Source organism: Streptomyces sp. NPDC086147, assembly GCF_040702165.1.
Classification (GTDB): domain Bacteria; phylum Actinomycetota; class Actinomycetes; order Streptomycetales; family Streptomycetaceae; genus Streptomyces.
Genome location: NZ_JBFBJO010000009.1, coordinates 207,223 through 223,991, shown reverse-complemented (window position 1 = coordinate 223,991; position 16,769 = coordinate 207,223). Strand labels below are relative to the sequence as shown.

The window sequence follows — 16,769 nt, the reverse complement described above, 5'->3', positions numbered from 1 at the left end:
GCGTCTCAGCGGGGCCCGGGACCGTCCCGGTCCTGGTCCCGCCCCTCCTCGTTCTCCCGGCCGGGCACGTCGAAGGTCCGGGTCGGCTCGGACCCGTAGGGGTCGTACGCGTCGTACGGGCCGGGGGAGGAGGCCTCCCGGGGATCGCCCGCGGGCGCCCCGTAGGGATCGGACATCGGCGTCGCGCCGGGGTCGGGCCCGGCCGGGGGCGGGTACGCCCCCGTCTCCTCCGGCCGCGTCCGGTCCCTCCGTTCCCTCTTCCGCCTCCGCCCCGACATCACGAGCGCGCCGAGCAGCAGCAGGATCCCGCCGCCGAGGGCGTTCGCGACCCCGTCGCCGAGGCCCCTGCCGGCGCCGTCGACCGTGAGGCTGCCCTCGTACTGCCCGACGCGCACCATCCAGAAGACGGTGAAGCCGAGGACGACGAGCCCGGCGAGGGCGACGAGCAGCCGGGAGCGGAGCACCAGGCCGACGAGGGTGAGGAGGGCGGCGAAGGCGAAGGGCAGCAGGAGCGACCACCAGAGGTCGGCCTTCGCGTCGGTGATCCCGGTGAACAGCTCGTCGATCGCGTAGTCGCGCCCGTGACGGCCGTCGTACCAGGCACGGAAGGGGCTCAGAACGGCGGCCGTCGCTCCGGCGAGAGCCAGGACGGCGCCGGCGACGTTGCGGATCATCGAAGCGGCCTCCTGAGTGGTCCGGCTCTCGCTCCCGACGCTACGCCGGGTCGCGGGGACCCGCCATGCGGCACGGGGACGGCGCGGACGCGCCGGACCGGCGGCCGGGACCGAGCCGTTCCGACGGCGGGGCCCGGGGGCCCGTACGGGACCGAGCCGTTCCGGCGGCGGACCCCGCCGGTCCGTACGGGATCGAGCCATTTCGCCGGCGGGCCCCGTGGGTCCGTGCGTATGCCTACGACAATGACCCGATGCGTCCCCTCACCCGCCCGGCCGCCCCGGCCGCCCGCCTCGTCCTCGCAGGCGTCCTCGCAGGCGTCCTCCTGGCGTCCGGCTGCTCCTCGGAGGCGGAGGACCGCGCCGCCCCGCCCGTCACCCCCGGCCCCACGGTCACCGTCACCGCCGCCCCCGACGAGGCGGCCCGGACGGCCGAGCGCTACCGCCGGTCCGGCGGGGCGGAGGACGTGTACGGGATCCAGCGGGGCCCCGGCGCCGGGGGCGTTCCGCTGGTGACCGTGTGGACGCGCGGGGAGGAGCGGGACGCCGGACGGTTCGACGCGCTCAAGGTCTCGGTCACCGGATACCTGGAGCGGGAGGAGGGCGTCTCCCTCGAACGGGGCTACCTGATGGACGTCTTCGGCCCGGACGGCTCGCTCCGGCACCGCCTCGACGCGCGCCGGTAGCCGGGAACGCCGGAGGGGCCGGGCAGTTGCCCGGCCCCTCCTCTGTGCGGTGGTCCGACCGCGTCGCGCACGGGCCCCGCCCGGACGGATCCCCCCGGTTCCGCCGGACGTCCCCCGAGCCCGTGTGCTCCCCCGTCGACCGGACCTTCCGAGCCCCGGCGGCTCCCCCGAAGTCGCCGCCGCGGCCCTCTCCCCGTCGGGAGTGGTCTACTTGGCCGGCTCCGACGTGGCGTGCATGTTGCCGTTCGTGGTCGCGCCGGCGGTGCCGTCGATCGGCTCCGTGGTGGCGTGCATGTTGCCGTTGATGCCGATCTTCGCGGCCACCGAGTCGGCGAGCGGAGCGTCGGTCGCGTGCATGTTCTTGCTGACGATCTCTTCACCGGCGGCGTTCGGCGCGGTGGGGTCCAGGTCGGCCATGCTGATCATCTCCCGTTGTTACCTCGGATGGGGCGGGAGGGACCGTCCGGCAGTTCCCCCGTGGACTGCTGGACGGTCCCACCCGGAGCCGTTCACCCTAGTGCGACGGTGTGACGGCCTTACCGGTGACCCGCCTGCCCCCCGACGCGACGGATCGTGGGAAGAACATTGCCGCACCCTCATAAACGAACGATGAACGGGCAGTTCAGCGGCTACGCGGCGGCGGTCTCCCGCAGCAGGGTCCGCACGTCCGACTCCTCCGGCGAACCGAGCTCGACGAAGATGTCCAGCGCCTCCTGCCAGCAGACCCGTGCCCGGCCGTGCTGCCCTATCCCGGACAGCGCGCGGCCGAGGACGACGAGCACCTGCCCGCGACGCCATTCGCCGCCGACCCCGCGCAGGACGACCAGCGCCAGTTCGGAGCGGGAGGCGGCCTGGGCGTACCGGCGGGCCGCGATGTCCACCTCGGCGATCCGGAAGAGCGACATGCCCTCCCAGAGGCGCTGCCGGCTGTCCCGGAAGACGTCGAGCGCCTCGGTGAGCCGGGCCGCCGCCTCGTCGAGCCGGCCGCTCGCGGTCAGCGCGAGCCCCAGCGCGTAGCGGCCGTTGGCGCCCTTGAGGGCGTGCCCCATCGTGTCGTACATCCCGGTGCCCCGCCGGGCGAGTTCGACCGCGACGTCCGTCTGCCCCATGGCCAGGTGGATGCGGGAGAGGTTGCACAGGGCGCTGGCCTCGCCGGCCTCGTCGTCGCAGGCGCGGAACGACGTGGTGGCCCGGGTCAGGAACCGCTCCCCGTCCTCGGTGCGGCCCTGGTAGAGCGCCATGATCCCGAGGGCGTTGGCGGCCCAGCACAGCGGGAGGGCGTCCCCGGTCGAGGACGCCAGCTCCATCGCCTCGCGGGCCTCGCCGTCCGCCTCGTCGAACCGGCCGGTCACGTGCTGGACGTACGCCAGGGTCAGCGCGGCGCGGCCCTTCGCCCGGACGTCCCCCGACCGCCCCGCCGCCTCCCGCAGCACCGTCGCCACCGCCTCGTACTCCCGGGAGTTCGCGCCCGACTCCGCGAGGTCGAGGGAGGCCCACAACAGGTCCACGCCCCGCCGCAGCGTCGCGGGCGAGGCGGCGGACTGGCGGACCGTCGCCAGGAGGCAGTTGGCCTCCGCGTAGAGCCAGTCCTGGGCCTCGTGGCGGTCGGTGAAGGCCAGGCCGTCGTACCCGGTGGGCTCCAGGTGGTCGACGAGCCGGTCGCCGGGGCGTTCGATGGCGTACACGCGGGCGGCGGTCGACAGGTAGAAGTCGAGGAGCCGGGAGAGCGCCGCCTCCCGCTCCGACGGGGGCTGCTCGTCCCTCTCCGCGCACGCACGCGCGTAGAGCCGGACCAGGTCGTGGTACCGGTAGCGGCCCGGGGCCGCCGATTCGAGCAGAGACGTGTCGACCAGGGCCTCCAGCAGGTCCTCGGTGTCCCGGAGGGGCAGGTCGAGGACGGCCGCCGCCGCCGCGAGCGAGACGTCCGGGCCGTCGGCCAGGCCGAGCAGGCGGAAGGCGCGGGCCTGGGCCGGCTCCAGCTGCCCGTAACCCAGCTCGAAGGTCGCCTTGACCGCCAGGTCGCCCGCCTGGAGCTCGTCGAGCCGCCGCCGCTCGTCCGCCAGCTTGGCCGCCAGGACCGAGACCGTCCAGGTGCGGCGGGCCGCCAGCCGGGACGCGGCGATGCGGATGGCCAGGGGCAGGAAGCCGCAGGCCGCGACCACGTCGAGCGCGGCCTCCCGCTCGGCCCGGACCCGCTCCTCGCCGACGATCCGGGTGAAGAGCTGGAGCGCCTCCTCCGGGGACATCACGTCCAGGTCGACCAGGTGCGCCCCCGCCAGGTCGACCATCCGGATCCGGCTGGTGACCAGGGCCGCGCAGCCCGCCGTGCCGGGCAGCAGCGGGCGGATCTGGGCGGCGTCGCGGGCGTTGTCCAGGAGGACCAGGACCCGGCGCCCGTCCAGCGTCGAGCGGTAGAGCGCGGCCCGCTCGTCCAGGGAGTCGGGGACGGCCGAGTCCGGGGTGCCGAGCGCGCGCAGGAAGGAGCCGAGCACGGTCTCGGGCGCGGCGGCCCGGGACCCCGCGCCCTGGAGGTCGACGTACAGCTGCCCGTCCGGGAAGTGCGGTCGCGCCTCGTGCGCCACGTGCACGGCGAGCGTCGTCTTGCCGACGCCGCCGATGCCCGCGAGCGCCGAGACCGCCATGACGTGGCCCTCGGCGGTGGCGAGCCGGGCGCCCAGCTCCCGTACGAAGGAGGCGCGGCCCGTGAAGTCCGGCACGGTCGCCGGGAGCTGCGCCGGGCGCGCGACGGGCGTGGCGGCCGGGGCGGGCTCCTCGACGGGCCGGGCGAGCTCGGCGTCGGCCCGGAGGATCCGCTGCTGGAGCCGGGAGAGCTCGGGGTTCGGGTCGACGCCCAGCTCGTCGGCGAGCAGCCGGCGCGTGTCGGCGTAGACGGCGAGCGCCTCGGCCTGCCGTCCGCCGCGGTAGAGCGCCAGCATGAGCAGTTCGCGCAGCCGCTCGCGCAGCGGGTGCGCGGCGGTGAGCGCGGTCAGCTCGGAGACGGCCTCGGCGTGCGCGCCGACCTCCAGGTCGATGTCGAGCCGGGTCTCCAGGAGGGTGAGCCGCCACTCCTCCAGGCGGGTGCGCTGGGCCTCGGCGTACGGGCCGGGCACGGAGGCCAGGACCTCGCCGTCCCACAGGTCGAGGGCCTCGCCGAGCCGTGCCCGGGCGGCGGCGCGGTCCCCGCCGGCCCGCAGCTTCTCGGCCCCGGCGGCCAGCTCCTGCGCGGCGGTCAGGTCGAGCGCGGCGGCGGAGGCGCGCAGGGCGTAGCCGCCGGACTCGCTGACCAGGACCTCGGGGCCGAGGGCCTTGCGGAGCCGGGAGGCGTAGGTGCGGACGGCCGCGAGGGCCTGGGAGGGAGGTTCCTCGCCCCAGAGGGCGTCGATCAGCTCGGAGGCGGTGGCGTTGCGGCCGCCGCGCAGGAGGAGGGCGGCGAGCAGGGCGCGCTGCTGCGGCGATCCGGTGGGCACGGGCTCGTCGCCCCGCCAGGCCCGCACGGGCCCGAGCACCCCGAAGCGCAGCGCCCCCACGCCCGTTCCGGCGTCCGTCCTGGCCGTACCCGCCGGAGCCGCCGGGACCTCCGAACCCGTCGGCGCTCCCGATCCCGCCGCACCCACCGAAGTCGAAGTCGAAGTCACCGAAACCGCCGAAGTCACCGGGGCGTCCGGGTCCACCGGGGCGTTCCCGCCCGTTTCCGCAGCCCGCTGCGCCGGGACTCGCGGCCCGTCCTCACGGTCCATAGCTCCCCCTGCCGTACCGCTGGTTTAGCCCAGGACAGTCTGCCTTGTCCGGAGGGAGTCCGTCAGCATCGGGTCGGCCGGAGCGGAGCCGTTGCCGGACCGTTGTACGGGGCGCCCCCACGGGGCCTCGGGCGGTGTCCCGCCGGGTTCCCGCAGGCCCGTCGGGGGCCCGTCGGGGCCCGTCGGAGGGCCGACGTGCTCCGGATCCCGTTCCGCACCCCGTTCCACGGCCCCCGCGTCCGGCCTCGCGTCACCCCGTTCCGGCCCGTGGAAGCCCCCGGTGACCCTTCGAAAAATTCCTCGGGAAAATTCTGAAACGGACATTCCGGACTCCGCTGCGGTTCCCGCATATCGGACGCCACTCGACGGACCTACCGGTTGGTCGGGTGGTCCGGTTGGTCGATCTTTCAATCATTGGCGAGGATCCGCCTCGACCCCCGCAATGCAAGGCGACGGTCGATCACCCGTGCGGATTCCGAACCTCCGGATGTGGAAACCGCAGCATTTAACGTCCTGTTCATGACTCAGGTGGAAGCGCGGCCGCTGGCCGGAGACACGGTAAGGGGCGTCGACGCCCCGGGCGACGCCCGCGGCGTGCGCACCAAAGGGCTCGGCGGGAACTCCGTCGGCCTCCTCGGCAGCGCCGTCATCGGCGTCTCCACCGTCGCCCCCGTCTACTGTCTGACCTCCACGCTCGGCTCCACCGCCGGCGAGGTCGGGCTCCAGATGCCCGCCGTCTTCCTCGCGGGCTTCCTCCCGATGCTCCTCGTCGCCTTCGCGTACCGGGAGCTCAACAAGGCCATGCCGGACTGCGGCACCTCCTTCACCTGGACCGTGAAGGCCTTCGGGCCCAGGATCGGCTGGATGTGCGGCTGGGGCCTCGTCATCGCGACGATCATCGTGCTCTCCAACCTGGCCGGCGTCGCGACCTCCTACTTCTGGCTCCTCGCGGGCGAGATCACCGGCAGCGAGTCCGTCGCCGCCCTGGACGGCAACAAGGCCGTCCACATCGTCACCTGCCTCGCGCTCATCGCCTCCGCCACCGCGATCAGCTACCGCGGCATGACCGCCACCAAGGGCGTCCAGTACACCCTCGTCGGCCTCCAGCTCGTCGTCCTCGCCGTCTTCGTCGGCATGGCCCTGAGCAAGGCGGGCTCCTTCGAGACCTCGGTCGACTTCTCCTGGTCCTGGATGAACCCCTTCGCGGTGCAGTCCTTCGCCGCCTTCACGGCCGGACTCTCCCTCTCGATCTTCATGTACTGGGGCTGGGACGCCTGCATGGCGACCAACGAGGAGACCACCGGCAGCGAGAAGACCCCCGGCCGCGCCGCCCTCATCGCGATGGTCGTCCTGGTCGGCTCCTACCTGGCCACCGGCATCGCCGCCCAGATGGCCGTCGGCTCCGGCGAGCAGGGCCTCGGCCTCGCCAACCCGGAGACCTCCGACAACGTCTTCGCCGCCCTCGCCGGCCCCGTCATGGGCCCCGTCCTCGGCATCCTGCTCTTCGTCGCGGTCCTGGCCTCCGCCGCCGCGAGCCTCCAGACCACCTTCATCCCGGTCGCCCGCACGGTCCTCGCGATGTCCACGTACGAGGCGCTGCCGAAGTCCTTCACCGAGGTCCACCCGGTCTTCAAGACCCCCGGCCGGGCCACGGTCGTCGCGGGCGTCGCCACCGGTGCCTTCTACACCGTGATGACCCTGGTCAGCGAGCACGTCCTGGTCGACACCATCTACGCCCTCGGCCTGATGATCTGCTTCTACTACGCGCTCACGGCCTTCGCCTGCGTCCGCTACTTCCGCAAGGTGCTGTTCCGCTCCTTCCGCGACTTCGCCTTCAAGGGCCTGATGCCGCTGCTCGGCGGCCTCATGCTCACCGCCGTCTTCGGCAAGACCCTGTACGACATGTGGGACCCGGCGTACGGCTCCGGCTCCGCCGTCCTCGGCATGGGCTCCGTCTTCGTGATCGGCGTCGGCCTGCTGCTCCTCGGCGTGGTGATCATGCTGGTCATGCAGCGCCGCAGCCCCGCCTTCTTCCGCGGCGAGGTCCTGACCAAGGAGACCCCGTCCCTGGTGGTGGCCGACTGACCGGGGGCTCCTGAGTCGCGGAGACGCGAAGGCGGCGGGCCCGTGGGGGGTCCCGCCGCCTTCGTCCGTTCCGTACCGCTCAGCGGCCGCCCGGCAGCAGGCGCTCCACCGCCGCGTTCACGGGTGGCAGGGCGGGCCCGCCCGCCGGCTTCGTCTTGGAGGTCAGGACGCCGCTGAGCGGGACGACCGAGGGCAGGTTCACGCCGCCGGTGTCGGCGGCCGCGGTGCCGGCGGCCCCCGCGGCGCCCGCGGCGGCGAAGGCGGTCAGGGCGACTGCGGTGAGGATCCTCTTCATGCCCGCTCCAACGCGGAGGGCGCGGGTCCGGTCACGACCTTCCTAGGATGCCGTCCATGAGATCCGCGGGAGAGACGGTGGACTGGGCGCTGCGCCCCGGCCGGGCGGCGGACGTCGAGGCCGTCGCCGAGCTGCGGGCCCGGGTGATGCGGGACGACCTGGTGCGGCTCGGCCGCTACGACGGGCACCGGGTGCGGCAGCGGCTGCGCGACGGCTTCTCGCCCGCGCACACCTCCGTCGTCGAGGTGGACGGCGCCTTCGCGGGCAGCGTCACCCTGCGCCCGGACGCGAGCGGCGAGGGACTCCACCTGGAGCACTTCTACCTGGCACCCGGGGTGCAGGGACGGGGGCTCGGGACGGCGGTGCTGCGCGAGCTGCTGGACCGGGCCGACGCGGACGGGGTGCCCGTCCGCCTCGTGGTCCTCCAGGGGAGCGCGGCCCGCCGCCTCTACGAGCGGGAGGGCTTCACGACCGAGTCCGAGGACCCGGTCGACGTCCTGATGGTGCGGGCGGCCCGTACGGTCAGATCGCCACGCCGGCCGGCTGCCGGACGGTGACGTTGAGCCGGTTGAAGAAGTTCGTCAGGCCGATCATCATCACGATCGAGGCGAGCTGCTTCTCGTCGAAGTGGTCGGCCGCCGCGTCCCAGACCGGGTCCGGCACGGCGTCCGGGCTGTCGGCGAGGCGGGTCGCGTGCTCGGCGAGCGCGAGGGCCGCCCGCTCCTCGTCCGAGAAGTACGGGGTCTCGCGCCACGCGGAGACCGCGAACAGCTTCTCGTCGCTCACGCCCGCCTTCCGGGCGTTCTTCACGCCGTAGTCCACGCAGAAGCCGCAGCCGTTGATCTGGCTGGCCCGCAGGTGCACGAGCTCCAGGATCTCCTCGGAGACCCCGCCCTGACGGGTGGCCTTCACGAGGCCCTGGATCGCGGCGCCGGCGTCGGGCAGGACGTAGGCGGGGTTGGTCATGCGGGCCTCGGGGGTGTGCGTCATGGTGATCGCTCCTCGGCGTCTCGTTCGGCGTGTGCTTCCACCGCAATGACGGAACGCCGGCCGGGGATGTGACACGACCGGAGGACTTTCCCCGAAAGTTTTTCCCGGACCCCCGCCACCCCCCGTGCTCCTACGCCTCCGCCTCCGCTTCCGCGATGAGGGCGGTCGCCACCGTGCGGAAGCCGAGCCGGCCGTAGAGCCGGGCCACGTCCGCGTCCGAGGCCGACAGGAACACCAGCTCCGCGCCCCGGGCCCGGGCGTCCGCGACCAGGGCGGCCGTGACCGCGAGGCCGAGCCCCCGGCGCCGGGCCGCCGGGACCGTGCCGACGCCGACGACCTCGGAGACGTCCCCCACCGGCTGGTGCTGCCCGGCGGAGAGGGCGGCGACCCCCGCCGTACCGCCCCCCGCGTCGTCGAAGGCCGCCGCGAGCCGGGTCAGGCCGGCCGTGATCCGGTCGGCGGTCCGCCCGGCGGTCCCAGGCTCGGGCGGGAAGCCGAAGGCGGCGTACGGGGCGGCGACGGCGCTCTCCAGACCCGGGTCGTCCGCGTCCAGCATCCGTACGGTGACGCCCTCGGGCTCCGGTACGGCGAGGGGCCCGCCCTCCAGGACCATCAGCGGGTGCTCGCGCACGGTGAGCCCGCTCGCCTCCACGGCCGCCCGCAGCCCCGGCGCCGTCTCCGCGACCCACTCGAAGGACTCGGGCACCCCCAGCTCCCGCTGCCGGGCCCGCACCCGCTCCACGGCCGCGACCGGCACCTCCCCCTCGTACCCGGGCGCGGGCCGCGCGTAGAAGGGCCAGCCCTCCCCCTCCCGTACGAAGAGGGTCAGCGGGCCGAACTCCTCGGCGCGGGCGGAGGACCGGGGTACGGCGTCGTAGTACGCCTCGATTCGCTTCAGCACCGGGCCACGGTAGGGGCGGGGAGGGAGGGACGCAGCCGTATTTCCGGGCGGCGCACGGGCCGGGGCTTCGCGGGCAGGGGCCTCGCGGGAGGGCGACTCACGGGCGAGGGACTCGTGGGCAGGGGCGCGTGGCCGTCCGGGGTCTCGGAAAACTCCGCCCCACCCCCTACCGTGCCCGTATGCGGATCTCGACCACGATCTTCCTGACCGACGAGACCATCACCCCGGTGCGCCTGGCGCGCGAGCTGGAGGAGCGCGGGTTCGCCGGGCTCTACCTGCCCGAGCACACCCACATCCCCGTCGAGCGGACCACGCCCTACCCGGCCGGCGGCGAGCTGCCCCGGGAGTACGGCAGGACCCTGGACCCCTTCGTCGCCCTCGGACAGGCCGCCGCCGTCACCGAACGCCTCGGGCTCGGCACCGGCATCACCCTGATCGCCCAGCACGACCCGATCTCGCTCGCCAAGCAGATCGCCACCCTCGACCACCTCTCCGGCGGCCGCTTCACCCTCGGCGTCGGCTTCGGCTGGAACCGGGAGGAAGCGGCCGACCACGGCGTCGACTGGGCGTCCCGCCGGAGGCTCGGCCGCGACCGGATCGACCTGATGAAGGCCTTGTGGGCCCCCGAACCCACCGCGTACGCCGGTGAGTCGGGGGAGTCCGTGCGCGCCTCCGAGGCCTGGCCCAAGCCGGCCGGCGGCGCGCCCCGGATCCTCCTCGGCGGGGCGGCGGGCCCGAAGCTCTTCGCGCAGATCGCGGCGCAGGCCGACGGCTGGCTGCCGATCGGCGGCCGGGGCCTCGCGGACGCCCTCCCGGTCCTGCGGACGGCGTGGGAGGAGGCGGGCCGCGACCCGAAGGCCCTCCGGGTCGTCCCGTACGCGGTCCTGCCGAACCCGGACAAGCTCGCGTACTACGCGGACCTCGGCTGCGAGGAGGTCGTCCTCCAGCTCCCGCCGGGGGAGGAGGGCGAGGTGCTGGGGGTGCTCGACGGATACGCGCGGTATCTGTGACCGCGCCTGAGCGCCTGAGCGTCTGAGTGCCTGAGTGCCTGAGTGCCTGAGCGTCTGAGTGCCTGAGCGGGGAGTACGGGTTACGGGTCACGTGTCACGTGTTACGGGTACGGGGACCCGAACCCGCCTCCCCGTACCCGCTCGTATGCTCGCTCCATGACCGATCACCAGGCAGCACGCCCCACCGAGAACGCCATGCGACGGGCCCTCAGGCGGGCCAGGGACGGAGTCGCGCTCGACGTCTCCGAGGCCGCCGTGCTGCTGCGGGCGCGCGGGGACGACCTGACGGACCTGGTGGCGTCCGCCGGGCGCGTGCGGGACGCCGGTCTGGAGGCGGCCGGGCGGCCGGGCGTCATCACGTACTCCAAGAGCGTGTTCATTCCGCTCACCCGGCTCTGCCGCGACAAGTGCCACTACTGCACCTTCGTCACCGTCCCCGGCAAGCTGCGCCGGGCCGGGCACGGGATGTTCATGTCGCCCGACGAGGTCCTCGACATCGCCCGGCGCGGCGCCGAACTCGGCTGCAAGGAAGCCCTGATCACGCTCGGGGACAAGCCCGAGGACCGCTGGCCGGAGGCGCGCGAGTGGCTCGACGCGCACGGCTACGACGACACGATCGCGTACGTGCGGGCCATGGCGATCCGGATCCTGGAGGAGACCGGGCTGCTCCCGCACCTCAACCCCGGGGTCCTGTCCTGGACCGACTTCCAGCGCCTCAAGCCCGTCGCGCCCTCCATGGGGATGATGCTGGAGACGACCGCGACCCGCCTGTGGTCCGAGCCCGGCGGCCCCCACTACGGGTCCCCCGACAAGGAACCGGCCGTGCGGCTCAGGGTCCTGGAGGACGCCGGCCGCTCCTCCGTGCCCTTCACCTCGGGGCTGCTGCTCGGCATCGGGGAGACCCTGGAGGAGCGGGCCGAGTCGCTGTTCGCGCTGCGCCGCGTCGCCCGCGCGTACCACTCCATTCAGGAGCTGATCATCCAGAACTTCCGCGCCAAGCCGGACACGGCGATGCGCGGGATGCCCGACGCCGAGCTCGACGACCTGGTCGCCACCGTCGCCGTCGCCCGTCTGATCATGGGCCCCTCCGCCTGCCTCCAGGCCCCGCCGAACCTGGTCGACTCCGAGTACGAGCGGCTCATCGCGGCCGGCATCGACGACTGGGGCGGGGTCTCGCCGCTCACCATCGACCACGTCAACCCCGAGCGGCCCTGGCCGAGGATCGAGGAGCTGGCCGAGCGGTCCGCCGCCGCCGGCTTCGAGCTGCGCGAACGCCTCTGCGTCTACCCGGAGTTCGTCACCCGGGGAGAACCCTGGCTCGACCCCCGGCTCCTCCCGCACGTCCGCGCCCTCGCCGACCCCGGGACCGGACTCGCGAACCCCGGGGCGCCCGTGCGCGGCCTGCCCTGGCAGGAGCCCGACGAGGCCTTCGCCGCCACCGGCCGCACCGATCTGCACCGCACCATCGACACCGAGGGGCGCACGGGCGACCGGCGCGACGACTTCGACGAGGTGTACGGCGACTGGGAGGCGCTGCGCGAGGCCGCCGCCCCCGGGATGGTGCCGCAGCGCATCGACACCGACGTGCGGGAGGCGCTGGCCGTCGCCGCCGACGACCCGACGCGGCTCACCGACCCGCAGGCCCTGGCCCTCCTGCACGCGGACGGCCCCGCCCTGGACGCCCTGACCCGGATCGCCGACGACCTGCGCCGTGACGTGTCCGGCGACGACGTCACGTACGTCGTCACCCGGAACATCAACTTCACCAACGTCTGCTACACCGGCTGCCGCTTCTGCGCCTTCGCCCAGCGCCGCACCGACGCCGACGCGTACACCCTCTCCCTCGACCAGGTCGCCGACCGCGCCGAGCAGGCCTGGGAGGTCGGCGCGATGGAGGTCTGCATGCAGGGCGGCATCCACCCCGACCTGCCCGGCACCGCCTACTTCGACATCGCGCGCGCGGTGAAGGAACGCGTCCCCGGCATGCACGTGCACGCCTTCTCGCCGATGGAGGTCGTCAACGGCGCCTCCCGTACCGGCCTCTCGATCCGCGAGTGGCTGACGGCCGCGAAGGAGGCCGGGCTCGACTCGATCCCCGGCACGGCCGCCGAGATCCTCGACGACGAGGTCCGCTGGGTCCTCACCAAGGGCAAGCTGCCCACCGCCACCTGGATCGAGGTGGTCACCACCGCCCACGAACTGGGCCTGCGCTCCTCCTCCACGATGATGTACGGGCACGTGGACCAGCCCCGGCACTGGCTCGGCCACTTCCGGACCCTGGCCCGCATCCAGCAGGAGACCGGCGGCTTCACGGAGTTCGTGACGCTCCCCTTCATCCACACCAACGCGCCGGTCTACCTCGCCGGCATCGCCCGCCCCGGCCCGACCGTCCGCGACAACCGCGCGGTCACCGCCATGGCCCGCCTCCTCCTCCACCCGCACATCCCCAACATCCAGACGAGCTGGGTGAAGCTGGGCGCGGAGGGCGCCGCCGAGATGCTCCGCTCGGGCGCCAACGACCTGGGCGGCACCCTGATGGAGGAGACCATCTCCCGGATGGCCGGGTCGAGTTACGGCTCGTACCGCTCCATCAAGGACCTGGAGGCCATCGCGGAGGCGGCGGGCCGCCCGGCGAAGCCCCGCACGACCCTCTACGGGGAGGTCCCGGAGGAGCGGCGGCGCACGGCCGAGGCCTCCGACGGGCACCTGCCGGAGCTCCTCCCGGTGCTCCCAGCGGAGTGAGGCCGCCGCCCCCGGGCCGGACCGAGTGTGGTCAAAACAGGCCCGAAGGACGTCGGAACACATAACGTTCCGGTCCCCCGGAGGCGCGTATCCGGTCCATTACAGTGCGGCGAGGGAACCGACAGCGAACCGCCGACCGGGGGAGGGCACGTCGTGGCCACGACAGCCGCAGCCGTGTGGGGCCGTGCCGAGCAGCAGGACTTCCGGGCCCGGGTACGGGGCTGTCTGCTCGGCGGGGCGCTCGGCGACGCGCTGGGGGCGGGCGCCGGCGGCTCCTCCCTCGCGAAGCTGCGCGAGGCCCACGGACCTGACGGACTCACCGATCCCGTCCCCGCGTTCGGCCGCCGGGGCGCCGTCACCGCCGCGACCCAGATGACCCTGTTCACCGTCGACGGCCTGATCCGCGCCCAGGTCCGCCGCGACACCGGCGCCTGGCACCCGCCCACCGACGTCCACCGGGCCCATCTGCGCTGGGCCGCCACCCAGCGCGACTGGGGCCCCGACGAGCGCCGCAAGGACAACGGCTGGCTGGCCCGCGAAGAGTGGCTCTACGCCCGCCGCGACCCGGCCCGCGCCTGCCTCACCGGCCTCGGCGACGAGCACCTCGGCACCCTCGACAAGCCCAAGAACCCGGAGGCCGGCGACTCCGGCGCCCTCGTCCGCTCGGCCCCCTTCGGACTGCTCGTCGGCTGGGAGCCGCAGCTCGTCTGCCAGCTCGCCGTGGAGTGCGCCGCCCAGACGCACGGCGCCCCGGCCGCGCTCCTCGCGGCGGGCGCCTTCGCGGTCACCGTCCACGGCCTGGCCCGCGGCGGCTCCGTGGAGACGGCGGTGGCCGGGGCCCTGGAGCAGCTCGCGGTGCGCCCCGGCCACGAGCCGGTCACCGAGGCCCTCGACCGCGCCCTCGGAGCCGTACGGGAAGGGGTTCCGGACGCGGAGCGGGTGGCCGGTCTCGGGGCGGAGGAGGACCGGGCCGAGGGGCAGTTGGCGGCGGCCGTCTACTGCGCCCTGGTCGGCGAGGACGTACGGCACGGCCTGCGGCTCGCCGTGAACCACGACGGCCCCTCACCGGCGACCGGCGCGCTCACCGGCGCCCTGCTCGGCACCCTGCACGGCGACACGGCCCTCCCCCCGGCCTGGCTGGCCGACCTGGAGGGCCGGGGCACGCTCCTGGAACTGGCGGACGACTTCTCGATGGAGATGACCCAGGGCACCGCCCTGCACACCCCCGTGGAGTCGGCGCCGGGGTGGCTGGCGCGGTATCCGAGGGGGTGAGGGGGGTTCTCGGCCGGGGGTGGGGCTTTGCCGGCCGCGGTGGGGCGGCGGTCCCGGAAAAGGAGCGAGCCCCCTCGGCCAGGACGGCGGACCGGACGAGAGGGCTCTTTCGTGTTGCCGGCGCCCGAGGGCACCGAGAGGCTAGAGGGCCCCGGTGCTCACCTCGCCGACGAAGGCGTTCCAGGAGCCCGGGCCGAACGCGAGGGACGGGCCCTCGGGGGCCTTCGAGTCCCGCACCGCGATCGCGGCCATGACGGGGGACTTCACTTCGACGCAGGCTCCGTTCCCACCCGAGTAGGAGGACTTCGTCCAGGTGTCCGTGCCACCCTGAATAATCGCCATGCTGCTCAGCTCCGGTTCTGCCAGTTTCTGCCAGTGGGGTGTGTCGCGCCAACGTTCTTGACGACGTGATCGACGCTACTCGCCGGTCCCGGGCGGCGGGACCGGCGTTCACACGTCCGAGTGGCATATTCCAACCGGGCTTCCGTGGGAGCGATGACCAGGTGTACCGTGCCCGCTCCGCTCGGGCCGACCTCAGCCCTGGGCGTGCTTCTTGGCCATCTTCGAGATGAACTCCCTGGTCTGGTCGACGTTCAGCGCCTGCGCCCTGAGGTGCTCGTACATGACGCTGTACTTGCCGACGTCCTGGGTCTTCTCCAGGTACAGGTCGCTCGTGACGCCCTCGATGTAGACGACGCTGGAGTCCGAGGCGTCCGGGAACTCCAGGATCGAGTACTGCCCGCTGATCCCCGGGTGCGCGCCCATGTCGAACGGCATCACCTGCACGGTGACGTGCGGCAGCTGCGACTGTTCGAGCAGGTGCTCCAGCTGCTGCACCATCAACGGGCGGCTGCCGACGATCCGGTGCAGCGCGCCCTCGTCGATGACGGCCCAGAGGCGCAGCGGACGCTCCTCGTCCCGGATCCGCTCCTGGCGGCGGGTGCGGACCTGGACCCGCTTCTCGATGTCCGCGGGCGTCGACTCCGGCAGCGCGCCGGCGATCACTGCCTCGGCGTACTCGTGGGTCTGGAGCAGTCCGGGGATGATCTGCGGCTCGTACATCCGCAGGCTCTCCGCGTCCGTCTCCAGACCGATGTAGACGCTGTACGGAATGTCGCCGAAGGCGTGCCACCAGCCCTGCTGGCGCGAGTCCTTGGCCATCTGCATGAGGGAGTCGACCATGCGCTCGTCCTCGACCTCGTACACGCCGCACAGGTCGCGGACGTCGCGCTGGCTGATGGAACGGCGGCCGTTCTCGAGGCGGCTGATCTTGGACTGGGAGACGAGGAGGCGCTCGGCGACCTGCTCGGCCGTCATGTTCTTCGCCTCCCGGAGCTTGCGCAGCTCCTGGCCCAATCGGCGTCGCCTGACGGTGGGGTTGACGTTGGACGCCACGGAAACTGCACCTCCGGCTGTCTGCTGCGTAGCTGTGAGTATCTACCGCTTGGCAGACTGCCACCAAAGGTCGTGCGTGCGCTGGGAAACGGGGACAACGCACATGTGCGGGGCGGTCGTCCAGACCGCCCCGCACTGCTGTGCGGCTCCCGGGTGGGTATGTGGTGCGTGCCGTGCGGTGGTGCTCGGTGCGCTGTGGTGCGCGGCGCGTTCAGTGCGCCGTGGTGCGCGGCGTTCAGTGCGCCGCCGCGCGGGCCATTCCGCCGTGTGGCTGTGCCGGAACGCCCTGGGCGCTTCGGCGCGGTTGCGCCCCCGCGCCGTTCTGGACGTCCATCACGGCGTGCGCCACGAGGCCGCCCATCGGGTCGTGCCGGATCAGGTCGCGCAGCCGGGACCGCGACGACCGTCCTTCGTTGCCGGGGTAGAGGTGCTTCCCGAGACCGACCGCATGGGCCAGCGCGGCAAGCGCCGCGGTCCGCGGGTCCGGCGGTACGCCGGTGCGGATCGCACTGTCCAGCCGGGCACGGATCTCCCGACTGATCGCCGTCTCCGTCGCCTGGTAGCGAGTCGTCGGCAACACCCCGCACATCTGGCCCTCCACGGCATGCACCATGCCGCATCGCTCCAGATGCGAGAGATACGTCTGACGGAGCCCCAGTCGGGGCCCGCCTATCCAGTGGACGGCCCGTACCGGGCTGCCGCGCCTGCGCAGCAGCTCCAGTGCGGAGTCCAGTGTCGGATCTCCGGTCGGCCGTGGCATCACCACGGCGATACGATCCCCATCAGGGGCTATCCGGCCTGCCAGTGCCAGCTCCACTAGCTGTGCTCCGGCCAGGCCGAGGTCGAGCGACTGCGGCTGCGCTGTGGTACCCGTGGTCGGGTCCAGAGCGAGCAGCAGAAGCTCTTCCGGAATGGTTCTGCGGCTCCTGCCCATCCATGCCTCCCCGCGTGGATGAATGACAGGGTGACCCCTCTCACATTCATC

General features: G+C 73.5%; 15 protein-coding genes. 6 read left to right on the top strand and 9 right to left on the bottom strand.

The window, feature by feature from the left end; all coding sequences use genetic code 11:
- Nucleotides 1–5: 5 nt before the first annotated feature.
- Complete coding sequence (locus AB0398_RS21390; RefSeq protein ID WP_366377171.1) at nucleotides 6–674, bottom strand: hypothetical protein; 669 nt, start codon at nucleotides 672–674, stop codon at nucleotides 6–8.
- 251 nt (nucleotides 675–925) lie between these two features.
- Here AB0398_RS21390 and AB0398_RS21385 point away from each other — a divergent pair, with 251 nt between their 5' ends.
- On the top strand, nucleotides 926–1,357 hold the full coding sequence (locus AB0398_RS21385; RefSeq protein ID WP_366377170.1) for a hypothetical protein: 432 nt from the start codon (nucleotides 926–928) through the stop codon (nucleotides 1,355–1,357).
- 207 nt (nucleotides 1,358–1,564) lie between these two features.
- On the opposite strand, the gene AB0398_RS21380 is transcribed toward AB0398_RS21385, so the two are convergent.
- Nucleotides 1,565–1,783 carry a hypothetical protein gene (locus AB0398_RS21380; RefSeq protein WP_366377169.1) on the bottom strand — a complete coding sequence of 73 codons (219 nt, stop codon included), beginning with the start codon at nucleotides 1,781–1,783 and terminating at the stop codon, nucleotides 1,565–1,567.
- A 203-nt stretch (nucleotides 1,784–1,986) separates the two neighbouring features.
- Entirely contained in the window at nucleotides 1,987–5,094 is a 3,108-nt protein-coding gene (locus AB0398_RS21375) for a BTAD domain-containing putative transcriptional regulator (protein WP_366377168.1), read from the bottom strand.
- A gap of 519 nt (nucleotides 5,095–5,613) precedes the next feature.
- On the opposite strand from AB0398_RS21375, the gene AB0398_RS21370 reads away from it, so the two are divergent.
- Nucleotides 5,614–7,179, top strand: coding sequence for an APC family permease (locus AB0398_RS21370; RefSeq protein WP_366377167.1), 1,566 nt, complete (start codon nucleotides 5,614–5,616; stop codon nucleotides 7,177–7,179).
- Nucleotides 7,180–7,258: 79 nt separating this feature from the next.
- Here AB0398_RS21370 and AB0398_RS21365 read toward each other — a convergent pair whose 3' ends face one another.
- Nucleotides 7,259–7,474 carry a chaplin gene (locus tag AB0398_RS21365; RefSeq protein ID WP_366377166.1) on the bottom strand — a complete coding sequence of 72 codons (216 nt, stop codon included), beginning with the start codon at nucleotides 7,472–7,474 and terminating at the stop codon, nucleotides 7,259–7,261.
- Between the two features lie 56 nt (nucleotides 7,475–7,530).
- Here AB0398_RS21365 and AB0398_RS21360 point away from each other — a divergent pair, with 56 nt between their 5' ends.
- Nucleotides 7,531–8,031 carry a GNAT family N-acetyltransferase gene (locus AB0398_RS21360; protein WP_366377165.1) on the top strand — a complete coding sequence of 167 codons (501 nt, stop codon included), beginning with the start codon at nucleotides 7,531–7,533 and terminating at the stop codon, nucleotides 8,029–8,031.
- Here the strand turns inward: AB0398_RS21360 and AB0398_RS21355 are convergent.
- Together AB0398_RS21355 and AB0398_RS21350 are read right to left on the bottom strand one after the other, a co-directional pair.
- Complete coding sequence (locus tag AB0398_RS21355) at nucleotides 7,997–8,464, bottom strand: carboxymuconolactone decarboxylase family protein (protein ID WP_366377164.1); 468 nt, start codon at nucleotides 8,462–8,464, stop codon at nucleotides 7,997–7,999. The genes AB0398_RS21360 and AB0398_RS21355 overlap by 35 nt on opposite strands.
- A gap of 130 nt (nucleotides 8,465–8,594) precedes the next feature.
- Nucleotides 8,595–9,365 carry a GNAT family N-acetyltransferase gene (locus AB0398_RS21350; protein ID WP_366377163.1) on the bottom strand — a complete coding sequence of 257 codons (771 nt, stop codon included), beginning with the start codon at nucleotides 9,363–9,365 and terminating at the stop codon, nucleotides 8,595–8,597.
- Between the two features lie 179 nt (nucleotides 9,366–9,544).
- Between AB0398_RS21350 and AB0398_RS21345 the strand changes: the two genes are divergently transcribed.
- The 3 genes from AB0398_RS21345 to AB0398_RS21335 all read left to right on the top strand — a co-directional run bounded on the left by AB0398_RS21345 (nucleotide 9,545) and on the right by AB0398_RS21335 (nucleotide 14,389).
- Entirely contained in the window at nucleotides 9,545–10,375 is an 831-nt protein-coding gene (locus AB0398_RS21345) for an LLM class F420-dependent oxidoreductase (protein WP_366377162.1), read from the top strand.
- A gap of 156 nt (nucleotides 10,376–10,531) precedes the next feature.
- A complete protein-coding gene (locus AB0398_RS21340; RefSeq protein WP_366377161.1) occupies nucleotides 10,532–13,117 on the top strand; it encodes a bifunctional FO biosynthesis protein CofGH in 2,586 nt (861 codons plus the stop codon).
- Between the two features lie 153 nt (nucleotides 13,118–13,270).
- Nucleotides 13,271–14,389, top strand: coding sequence for an ADP-ribosylglycohydrolase family protein (locus tag AB0398_RS21335; protein WP_366377160.1), 1,119 nt, complete (start codon nucleotides 13,271–13,273; stop codon nucleotides 14,387–14,389).
- A 141-nt stretch (nucleotides 14,390–14,530) separates the two neighbouring features.
- On the opposite strand, the gene AB0398_RS21330 is transcribed toward AB0398_RS21335, so the two are convergent.
- The 3 genes from AB0398_RS21330 to AB0398_RS21320 form a co-directional block, all read right to left on the bottom strand.
- The gene (locus AB0398_RS21330) at nucleotides 14,531–14,731 is read right to left on the bottom strand and encodes a DUF397 domain-containing protein (protein ID WP_366377159.1); all 201 of its coding nucleotides are present in this window, start codon (nucleotides 14,729–14,731) and stop codon (nucleotides 14,531–14,533) included.
- A gap of 192 nt (nucleotides 14,732–14,923) precedes the next feature.
- Complete coding sequence (locus tag AB0398_RS21325; protein WP_366377158.1) at nucleotides 14,924–15,784, bottom strand: helix-turn-helix transcriptional regulator; 861 nt, start codon at nucleotides 15,782–15,784, stop codon at nucleotides 14,924–14,926.
- A 235-nt stretch (nucleotides 15,785–16,019) separates the two neighbouring features.
- On the bottom strand, nucleotides 16,020–16,718 hold the full coding sequence (locus AB0398_RS21320) for a GPP34 family phosphoprotein (protein WP_366377157.1): 699 nt from the start codon (nucleotides 16,716–16,718) through the stop codon (nucleotides 16,020–16,022).
- Nucleotides 16,719–16,769: the final 51 nt, after the last annotated feature.

Coding starts and splice junctions, on each gene's coding strand:
- AB0398_RS21390 (WP_366377171.1), bottom strand. CDS start 674: ATGATCCGCAACGTCGCCGGCGCCGTCCTGGCTCTCGCCGGAGCGACG.
- AB0398_RS21385 (WP_366377170.1), top strand. CDS start 926: ATGCGTCCCCTCACCCGCCCGGCCGCCCCGGCCGCCCGCCTCGTCCTC.
- AB0398_RS21380 (WP_366377169.1), bottom strand. CDS start 1,783: ATGATCAGCATGGCCGACCTGGACCCCACCGCGCCGAACGCCGCCGGT.
- AB0398_RS21375 (WP_366377168.1), bottom strand. CDS start 5,094: ATGGACCGTGAGGACGGGCCGCGAGTCCCGGCGCAGCGGGCTGCGGAA.
- AB0398_RS21370 (WP_366377167.1), top strand. CDS start 5,614: ATGACTCAGGTGGAAGCGCGGCCGCTGGCCGGAGACACGGTAAGGGGC.
- AB0398_RS21365 (WP_366377166.1), bottom strand. CDS start 7,474: ATGAAGAGGATCCTCACCGCAGTCGCCCTGACCGCCTTCGCCGCCGCG.
- AB0398_RS21360 (WP_366377165.1), top strand. CDS start 7,531: ATGAGATCCGCGGGAGAGACGGTGGACTGGGCGCTGCGCCCCGGCCGG.
- AB0398_RS21355 (WP_366377164.1), bottom strand. CDS start 8,464: ATGACGCACACCCCCGAGGCCCGCATGACCAACCCCGCCTACGTCCTG.
- AB0398_RS21345 (WP_366377162.1), top strand. CDS start 9,545: ATGCGGATCTCGACCACGATCTTCCTGACCGACGAGACCATCACCCCG.
- AB0398_RS21340 (WP_366377161.1), top strand. CDS start 10,532: ATGACCGATCACCAGGCAGCACGCCCCACCGAGAACGCCATGCGACGG.
- AB0398_RS21330 (WP_366377159.1), bottom strand. CDS start 14,731: ATGGCGATTATTCAGGGTGGCACGGACACCTGGACGAAGTCCTCCTAC.
- AB0398_RS21320 (WP_366377157.1), bottom strand. CDS start 16,718: ATGGGCAGGAGCCGCAGAACCATTCCGGAAGAGCTTCTGCTGCTCGCT.